Origin of the sequence: Sphingomonas sp. SKA58 (assembly GCF_000153545.1) — a bacterium.
GTDB lineage: Bacteria > Pseudomonadota > Alphaproteobacteria > Sphingomonadales > Sphingomonadaceae > Sphingobium > Sphingobium soli.
Genome location: NZ_CH959307.1, coordinates 361,877 through 369,990 on the forward strand (window position 1 = coordinate 361,877; position 8,114 = coordinate 369,990).

Sequence of the window (8,114 nt, forward strand, 5' to 3'; positions counted from 1 at the left end):
GGGCGTCATGCGCAGATATTTCCGTCCAAGGGCATGACGCTCCCCTTTATCAGCTATGGCGGCTCCTCTATGCTGGCGCTTTGCACCGGGGTCGGCCTGCTGCTCGCCTTCACGCGGCGCAATCCCTTCATGGGCCGGCATACGGTGGTCAAATGGAGTGGTCGATGAGCATTTCCCGTCACTTCGTCCTCGCCGCCGGCGGGACGGGGGGTCACATGATACCCGCCCATGCGGTGGCGCAGGAACTGATGGCGCGCGGCCATCATGTCGCGCTCGTCACCGATGAGCGAGGCGCCAAGATTCCCGGTATTTTCGAAAGCGCGCAGGTCCATGTCATGCCGGCGGGCCGCATGACCAGGAACCCGGCAAGCTGGCCGGGTGCAGTCAAGGCGATCCTCGCCGGGCGCGCCATGGCTCGCCGCCTCAACGAAACCTTTCGCCCGACCGCCGTGGTCGGCTTTGGCGGTTATCCCGCTATGCCGGCGCTGCTGGGAGCCTTGGCGGACGGCATTCCGACTGCGATTCACGAACAAAATGCCGTGCTGGGACGGGTCAATCGCCTGCTCGCCGGCCGGGTCGATGCAATCGTCACCGCCTATCCCGATGTCGAGCGCCTGAAATCCCGCCACGCCGGCAAGGTGCACCTGATCGGCAATCCCGTGCGCGAGGAAGTGAAGCAGTTGCGCGAGGAGGAATTCCCGGCGCTCACTAATGAAAGCGTGTTCCGCCTGCTCGTCATCGGCGGCAGCCAGGGCGCATCCATTCTGTCTAATGTGGTGCCGGAAGGCCTGTCGATGCTGCCCGTCGCGCTTCGCCGTCGCCTGCAAGTGACGCAGCAGTGCCGCGCCGAGGATATTGATCGCGTGCGCAAAACCTATGCGGAGATGGAAATCCCTGCTGACCTTGCCACCTATTTCAACGACGTGCCCGAAAAGCTGGGCTGGTCGCATCTGGTGATCGCGCGAGCCGGCGCATCGACGCTGGCGGAACTGACGTGCGCTGGCCGCCCCGCCATCCTTGTCCCGCTGCCCAGCGCGATGGACGATCATCAGACCGCCAATGCTCGTGAAATGACGCAGTCCGGTGGCGCGCGCACGATCCCGCAAAGCCGCTTCACCGCGGTTGAACTGGCCAAGCAGATGCAGAAGATGGCGATGGAGCCAGGCGCGCTCCAGAATGCGGCCAAGCGTGCCTGGAACTGCGGTCGCCCGGATGCCGCGCGCGATATGGCAGACCTGCTGGAAAGCATCGGCCGTGCGCCGATCATGAATGATCCGGTCAAGGTCGGTCCGACGCCCACAACGCTTAATCTCCAGGGAGTTCCCGCATGAAGGGTGTCGGCACCGACATCGGCACGATCCATTTCATCGGCATCGGCGGCATCGGCATGTCCGGTATTGCCGAAGTCATGCATAATCTGGGCTATAGCGTGCAGGGCTCGGACGTGGCCGAAGGCTATGTCGTGGAAGGGCTGCGGGCTAAGGGCATCAAGGTGATGATCGGTCACAAGGCCGAAAACCTGGGCGATGCCGCCGTGGTCGTGACCTCGACCGCGATCAAGCGCGGCAATCCCGAAGTGGAACTGGCGCTCGAAACCCGCGTGCCTGTGATCCGCCGCGCTGAGATGCTGGCCGAATTGATGCGGCTGAAATCGACCGTCGCGGTAGCCGGTACGCATGGCAAGACCACGACCACGTCGATGATCGCAGCGCTCCTCGATGCGGGCGGGGTCGATCCGACGGTCATCAACGGCGGCATCATCAACAGCTATGGCTCCAACGCACGTCTGGGCAACAGCGACTGGATGGTGGTGGAAGCGGACGAAAGCGACGGCAGCTTCCTGCGGCTCGACGGCACCATCGCGGTCGTCACCAATATCGATCCTGAACATCTCGACCATTATGGCAGTTTCGACAGGGTGAAGGACGCCTTCGTAGAGTTTGTCGGCAATGTGCCCTTCTACGGCGCGGCGCTGCTGTGCCTCGATCATCCCGAAGTGCAGGCGATCCTGCCGCGCGTGCAGGACCGCCGCATTGTCACCTACGGTTTTTCGGCGCAGGCCGATATTAGGGGCGAAAATGTCCGGCCGGTGCCGGGCGGGAATCTCTTCGACGTGCTGATCCGCGATCGTGACGGCCATGTCGAGAAGATCAGCGATATCCTGCTGCCGATGCCAGGCCGGCATAATGTGTCGAACAGCCTGGCCGCCATCGGCGTTGCCTTGCAACTGGGCATCACCCATGATGTCATCTGCACGGGATTTGAAAAATTCGGCGGCGTGAAACGCCGCTTCACGAAGGTAGGTGAGGTTCAACTTGAGGGCGGCGTCGCAACCGTCATCGACGATTATGGTCACCATCCGGTCGAGATCAGGGCCGTGCTGGCCGCCGCGCGCGAAGGGGCGCTCGGACGCGTCGTCGCCATAGTCCAGCCGCACCGTTTCACCCGCCTGCGCGACCTGATGGATGAATTCCAGCAGGCGTTCAACGACGCCGACATCGTCTATGCCGCGCCCGTCTATGCCGCGGGCGAACAACCCATCGAAGGCGTCGACAGCGCCGCGCTGGTCGCGGGCTTGAAGCGGCGCGGCCACCGCCATGCTGCGACCGTCGCCGATGCCGCCGATCTCGCCGCCCAGATCGCCGCCGATCTTCAGCCCGATGACATGATCGTTTGCCTGGGGGCGGGCGACATCACCAAATGGGCCGCCGGCCTGGCTGCCGCCATTTCGGCCAAGAGCAAGGAGACCGCCTGATGTTCGAGCTTTTTGCCGTAGGCCTGGAAATGCAGAAGCGCATGATCGACGTTCAGATGCGCGGCGTCGAAGCAGCGCGCGACATGGTCGAGGCCGCCCAACGCCAGGTTGAAGGCGGCATGGCGGCTGTTCAAGCGAACGAGTCCGGCGTGAGCGCGATGCAAAAATGGATGAGCCTGTGGGGCTTGCGCTCTTGACCAGGAAGCATGCTCTTCCCGCCGTTCGGGGTGTGCTCAAGCCCGCTGCGTCGCTGGCTCCGCTTGTCTGGTTCAAGACGGGCGGCCCGGCGCAATGGCTGTTTGAACCACAGGATGCGGACGATCTGTCCGACTTTTTGGCGCAGCTTGACCCCGACATGCCGGTCATGGCGCTTGGCCTTGGCTCCAACCTGATCGTGCGCGACGGCGGCGTGCCGGGGGTGGTCGTTCGGCTCGGCAAGCCGTTCGCAAAGGTCGAACGGCAGGACGAAACTACGCTGGTTTGCGGCGCTGGCGCGTCCGGCATTCTCGTCTCATCGACAGCGCGCGATGCGGGTATCGCGGGGCTCGAATTCCTGCGCTCCATTCCCGGCACCGTTGGTGGCTTTGTTCGCATGAACGGCGGCGCTTACGGCCGCGAGACAGCGGATATCCTGTTGGAGTGTGAGCTGGTGCTGCGATCGGGCGAGCAGGTCACTTTGCTCAACCGCGACCTTGCCTACAGCTATCGCCACTCCAATCTCACCGACGGCGCGATCGTGGTCAGCGCGACCTTCCGCGGCCATCCCGGTGAATCGGCCGCGATCCAGGCCGAAATGGACCGCATTGCAGCCGCGCGGGAGGAAAGCCAGCCACTACGCAGCAAAACCGGCGGTTCTACCTTCAAGAACCCGGATGGTCACAAGGCCTGGCAATTGGTGGACGAGGCCGGCTGTCGCGGGCTCCAGATCGGCGGCGCGCAGGTGAGCGAGAAACACACCAATTTCCTGCTCAATACCGGTGGCGCAACCAGCACTGACATCGAAGCGCTGGGCGAAGAGGTTCGCCGCCGCGTTCGAGAAAAGAGCGGTATCGAGTTGGAATGGGAAATTCAGCGCGTGGGGATGGCGCAATGACGCGCGGCCCCTGGCATGTCGCCGTCCTGATGGGTGGCTGGTCGGCGGAGCGGCCGGTGTCGCTGTCAAGCGGGGAGGGTGTGGCCAAGGCGCTGGAGTCGCGCGGCCACAAAGTCACCCGCATCGACATGGACCGCAACGTGGCGCAGCGCCTTGCCGAAACGAAGGCAGACGTCATCTTCAACGCGCTGCACGGCGTCCCTGGCGAAGATGGCACGGTGCAGGGCATGATGGACCTGATGGGCTTGACCTATACCCATAGCGGCCTTGCCACCTCCGTCATCGCGATCGACAAGCAACTGACCAAGCAGGCGCTGGTCCCGCACGGCATTCCCATGCCCGGTGGTCATGTCGTGGAAAGCGAAAGCCTTTTCACCGCCGATCCACTGCCGCGCCCCTATGTGCTCAAACCCGTCAATGAAGGCAGTTCGGTCGGTGTGGCCATCGTCACGGCGGAGGGCAATTACGGTAATCCGATCGCCCGCGATGCCGTCGGGCCGTGGCAGGATTTCCCCGAACTGCTGGCCGAACCCTATATTCGCGGCCGCGAACTGACGACCGCCGTGCTGGGCGATGAAGCGCTGCTCGTGACCGAACTACGGCCCAAAAGCGGCTTTTACGACTTCGACGCCAAATATACCGATGGCATGACGGAGCATGTCTGCCCGGCCGACATTCCGCCGGACATCAGCGAAGCCTGCAAGGCGATCGCCTTGCGCGCGCATCAGCTGCTAGGCTGCAAGGGGGCCTCGCGCGCGGACTTTCGCTGGGATGACGAGCGCGGGCTGAACGGCCTCTATCTGCTGGAAGTCAATACGCAGCCGGGCATGACGCCGCTCAGTCTGGTCCCTGAACAGGCGGCGAAGCTGGGCATCGACTATGCGACGCTGGTTGAAACGATCGTGGAGGAGGCGCTGAACCGCGCCGGGGCGTCAGACGGAACGGGGCAGGGGCATGGCTGAGGCACGGATTAGGCGCGGCGGGGCCGCGCGCATGAGCAGCAAGGGCAATGGGGCCGGACGCTCCAGCCGCGCACGGTCGCTCAAGCGGCAAAGCTGGATCGACAAGTTGATCGAGCATCTTCCGGTCAGTGAAGCGACGCTCCAGCGCATGGCCAGCTGGACGATTGTAGGCATTTTTGGCGCGATCCTGATCGGCATCGCAATCTACCTTGGTCTCCCGGAAGTGGCGCGCCAACAAGCGGCGGATATCGCGGCGCGCGCCGGTTTCGAAGTTGAAAAGGTCGAAGTGCGCGGTGTCGAGCGCATGGACGAACTGCCGGTCTACAATATCGCGCTGGGACAGGTGGACCGGTCGATGCTCTCGCTTGACCTTCCGCATGTGCGCCAGCAAATGCTGAAACTGGGTTGGGTCAAGGATGCGCGCATTTCCCGTCGCCTGCCCGATACGCTGGTCGTCGATATCGTTGAGCGGGACCCGGTCGCCGTGTGGCAGCATGACGGACAACTGCACCTGATCGACGTGTCGGGCGTGGTGCTGCAATCGGTATCGGCCAGCGCCATGCCGGACCTGCCGCTTGTGGTTGGCCCCAATGCGAACCGGCAGACTGCGGGCCTCAACAAGCTGATGGAAAATGCGCCTGCGCTCAAACCCATGCTGGCTGGGGCGACCTGGGTCGGCAACCGGCGCTGGGATTTGCGTTTCCAATCGGGTGAGACGCTGTCCCTGCCGGAAGGCGACACACAATCGGCGTCCGCGCTGGTGAATTTCGCACGAATGGACGGGGTCAACCGACTGCTTGGACGCGGCATCGTTCGCTTCGACATGCGCGACCCTGATCGGTTTGTCCTGCGCCTGCCGCAGGGACGCGTGGAGGAAAAGCCGATCGAGGCCGCCACGAGCGCTGCCGCGCAGCCTATCGGTGAGGAAGGCTGACAGCCATGCCGCAGCCCAAGGTCGAAAAGCTCATCACGGCCGTCGACATAGGCTCCTGGAAGGTGTCCGCGCTGATCGCCGGGCGCACCGATACGGGTGAACTGGCGATCCTGGGCACAGGCCAGCGGGAAAGCCGCGGCGTGCGCCGCGGCTTCATCGCCGACATGGAGCGCACCGAACTGGCCGTGCGGGAAACCGTCGAGCAGGCCGAGCGCGTGGCGGGCACCAATATCGAGGATGTGTGGGTCAGCTTTTCGGGCGGCAGCCTGGTCAGCGATGTCGTTACGGTTGAACGCGACATGGGCGGCTATCGCATCGAGCAACCCGATATCGACGATCTGCTGACGACCGGACAACAGGGCATCGACCCCGATGGCCGCATCGTTCTTCATGCGCAGCCGACCTGCTTCACCATCAATGGCAAGGTGCCGGTCAAAAAGCCGCTGGGCATGCATGCCGACCTGCTGGGCGTCGATATCCATGTCGTCCTGGCCGACGGGGCACCGCTCGCTAATCTCGACCTGTGCGTGCGCGGGGCGTATCTCAACGTCAATTCCATCGTCGCCTCTCCCATCGCGACGGGCCTTGCCTGCCTGTCGGAGGAAGAGCGCGACCTGGGCGTCGCGCTGGTGGAAATGGGCGCGGGCGTGACCAATGTGTCGCTCTATGCCGGGGGCATGCTGGTGGGCTTGCATTCGATCCCGATGGGCGCGTCCGACATCACTGACGACATTGCATCCTCCTTCGGCATTCGCCGCAGCCAGGCGGAACGGATCAAATGCTTCTACGGATCTGCGATGCAGAATCCGCGTGATTTTCGCGAGATGATCGAGATCGCGCCGCCCCATGGCGACGTCGCGGTGCCAGGACAGGCGGCCGGCCCTAATGCGGAAGGCGGCAAGATCACGCGCGCGGCGCTGGTCGGCGTGATTTGCGAGCGGCTGAACCAGATCATGACCGAAGTGAATGCGGCGCTTGCCGGGATGGGCTTTAATTCGACCGGCCGCCAGGTGGTGCTGACCGGCGGTGGCGCGGAAATGAAGGGCATCGCCGATTACGCGCAGGGCGCGCTCGGTCGCGCGGTACGGATCGGCCGACCCCGGGGCCTGTCCGCCATGCCCGAAGCACATAGCGGCCCGGCCTTTGCAACTTTGGCCGGCCTGGCGCTTTACGGTGCTTCCAACCCGGTTGATCTCCGCACGATGGCGCCCGCGCCGCAGACCGTGCATCGGCTGGGAACGCCGCTCTGGTGGCAGCGCATGATGCGCGCGATCAAGGCGAACTATTGAACGATTTTTGGCAAAGACGAAATTAGGTGGTGAATCCCCTATTTTCTGGTGTTAACGAATGATGACGGTGTCGCTTCCTGACGAGGAAGCTGAGGGAGCAGAATATATGAGCATTGAAATCAGCCCGCCCCATGTGGACGAACTGAAGCCGCGCATTGCGGTGATCGGTGTCGGCGGTGCGGGTGGCAATGCCATCGCCAACATGATTGCCGCGTCGGTCGAGGGGGTCGATTTCATCGTCGCTAATACCGATGCGCAGGCGCTCAACAGCTCACCCGCCGAACGCCGCATTCAGCTTGGCCCGCAGATCACCGAAGGGCTGGGCGCGGGGTCGCGCCCTGAAATCGGCAAGGCCGCGGCCGAAGAGACCATCGCCTCGGTCGAAGAGGCGCTCAATGGCGCGCATATGTGCTTCATCACCGCTGGCATGGGCGGCGGCACCGGCACGGGCGCTGCCCCAGTTATCGCCAAGGCCGCGCGCGATCGCGGCATCCTGACCGTTGGCGTCGTGACCAAGCCCTTCACCTTCGAAGGCAATCGTCGCATGAAGTCTGCGGAAAGCGGTATCGAGGAATTGCAGAAGCATGTCGATACGCTGATCGTCATTCCGAACCAGAATCTGTTCCTTATCGCCAATCCGAACACGACCTTCAAGGAAGCGTTCCAGATGGCGGACGAAGTGCTGCAACAGGGCGTGCGTTCGATCACCGACCTCATGATCATGCCCGGCCTCATCAACCTCGACTTTGCAGACGTGCGGTCGGTGATGGGCGAAATGGGCAAGGCCATGATGGGCACCGGCGAAGCCGAGGGTGACGGCCGCGCGCTCCAGGCGGCCGAGAAGGCGATCGCCAACCCGCTTCTTGACGGCGTTTCGATGCGCGGGGCCAAGGGCGTCATCGTCTCGATCGTCGGCGGCGACGACATGCGCCTGATGGAAGTGGACGAGGCCGCGAACCATATCCGTGAGCTTGTGGATCCCGACGCGAACATCATCTGGGGCAGCGCCTTCAACGACAATCTCAACGGCAAGATCCGCGTGTCGGTGGTGGCGACCGGCATTGATAATGAGGTCGGCAGC

At 63.6% G+C, this 8,114-nt stretch carries 9 protein-coding genes; all 9 read left to right on the plus strand.

Translation table 11 applies throughout. The annotated features are described in order from the left end of the window. Positions 1 to 168 (plus strand): FtsW/RodA/SpoVE family cell cycle protein (locus SKA58_RS19870; protein ID WP_009822511.1); only part of this gene is annotated, 168 nt, incomplete at its 5' end. Then, positions 165 to 1,331, plus strand: a complete 1,167-nt coding sequence (gene murG / locus SKA58_RS11035; RefSeq protein WP_037542995.1) for an undecaprenyldiphospho-muramoylpentapeptide beta-N-acetylglucosaminyltransferase — start codon at positions 165 to 167, stop codon at positions 1,329 to 1,331. The genes SKA58_RS19870 and murG, both read left to right, overlap by 4 nt. Then, on the plus strand, positions 1,328 to 2,755 hold the full coding sequence (gene murC, locus SKA58_RS11040) for a UDP-N-acetylmuramate--L-alanine ligase (RefSeq protein ID WP_009822513.1): 1,428 nt from the start codon (positions 1,328 to 1,330) through the stop codon (positions 2,753 to 2,755). Before murG ends, murC begins: the two co-directional genes overlap by 4 nt. Then, positions 2,755 to 2,952, plus strand: coding sequence for a hypothetical protein (locus SKA58_RS11045; RefSeq protein WP_009822514.1), 198 nt, complete (start codon positions 2,755 to 2,757; stop codon positions 2,950 to 2,952). Before murC ends, SKA58_RS11045 begins: the two co-directional genes overlap by 1 nt. Next, positions 2,922 to 3,848, plus strand: coding sequence for a UDP-N-acetylmuramate dehydrogenase (murB, locus tag SKA58_RS11050; protein ID WP_198005959.1), 927 nt, complete (start codon positions 2,922 to 2,924; stop codon positions 3,846 to 3,848). Before SKA58_RS11045 ends, murB begins: the two co-directional genes overlap by 31 nt. Beyond that, entirely contained in the window at positions 3,845 to 4,810 is a 966-nt protein-coding gene (locus SKA58_RS11055; RefSeq protein WP_009822516.1) for a D-alanine--D-alanine ligase, read from the plus strand. The genes murB and SKA58_RS11055 overlap by 4 nt, the downstream gene beginning before the upstream one ends. Continuing rightward, positions 4,803 to 5,744, plus strand: a complete 942-nt coding sequence (locus SKA58_RS11060; protein WP_037542998.1) for a cell division protein FtsQ/DivIB — start codon at positions 4,803 to 4,805, stop codon at positions 5,742 to 5,744. Before SKA58_RS11055 ends, SKA58_RS11060 begins: the two co-directional genes overlap by 8 nt. Positions 5,745 to 5,749: 5 nt before the next feature. After that, the gene (gene ftsA / locus SKA58_RS11065) at positions 5,750 to 7,033 is read left to right on the plus strand and encodes a cell division protein FtsA (RefSeq protein WP_009822518.1); all 1,284 of its coding nucleotides are present in this window, start codon (positions 5,750 to 5,752) and stop codon (positions 7,031 to 7,033) included. A 106-nt stretch (positions 7,034 to 7,139) separates the two neighbouring features. Next, the coding region (gene ftsZ / locus SKA58_RS11070) for a cell division protein FtsZ (RefSeq protein ID WP_037543454.1) at positions 7,140 to 8,114 on the plus strand (975 nt) is incomplete at its 3' end.

What these genes read in the sequence shown, in the direction of transcription:
- murG (WP_037542995.1), top strand. Translation starts at nt 165, where the DNA reads ATGAGCATTTCCCGTCACTTCGTCCTCGCCGCCGGCGGGACGGGGGGT.
- SKA58_RS11045 (WP_009822514.1), top strand. Translation starts at nt 2,755, where the DNA reads ATGTTCGAGCTTTTTGCCGTAGGCCTGGAAATGCAGAAGCGCATGATC.
- murB (WP_198005959.1), top strand. Translation starts at nt 2,922, where the DNA reads ATGGATGAGCCTGTGGGGCTTGCGCTCTTGACCAGGAAGCATGCTCTT.
- ftsA (WP_009822518.1), top strand. Translation starts at nt 5,750, where the DNA reads ATGCCGCAGCCCAAGGTCGAAAAGCTCATCACGGCCGTCGACATAGGC.
- SKA58_RS11060 (WP_037542998.1), top strand. Translation starts at nt 4,803, where the DNA reads ATGGCTGAGGCACGGATTAGGCGCGGCGGGGCCGCGCGCATGAGCAGC.
- SKA58_RS11055 (WP_009822516.1), top strand. Translation starts at nt 3,845, where the DNA reads ATGACGCGCGGCCCCTGGCATGTCGCCGTCCTGATGGGTGGCTGGTCG.
- murC (WP_009822513.1), top strand. Translation starts at nt 1,328, where the DNA reads ATGAAGGGTGTCGGCACCGACATCGGCACGATCCATTTCATCGGCATC.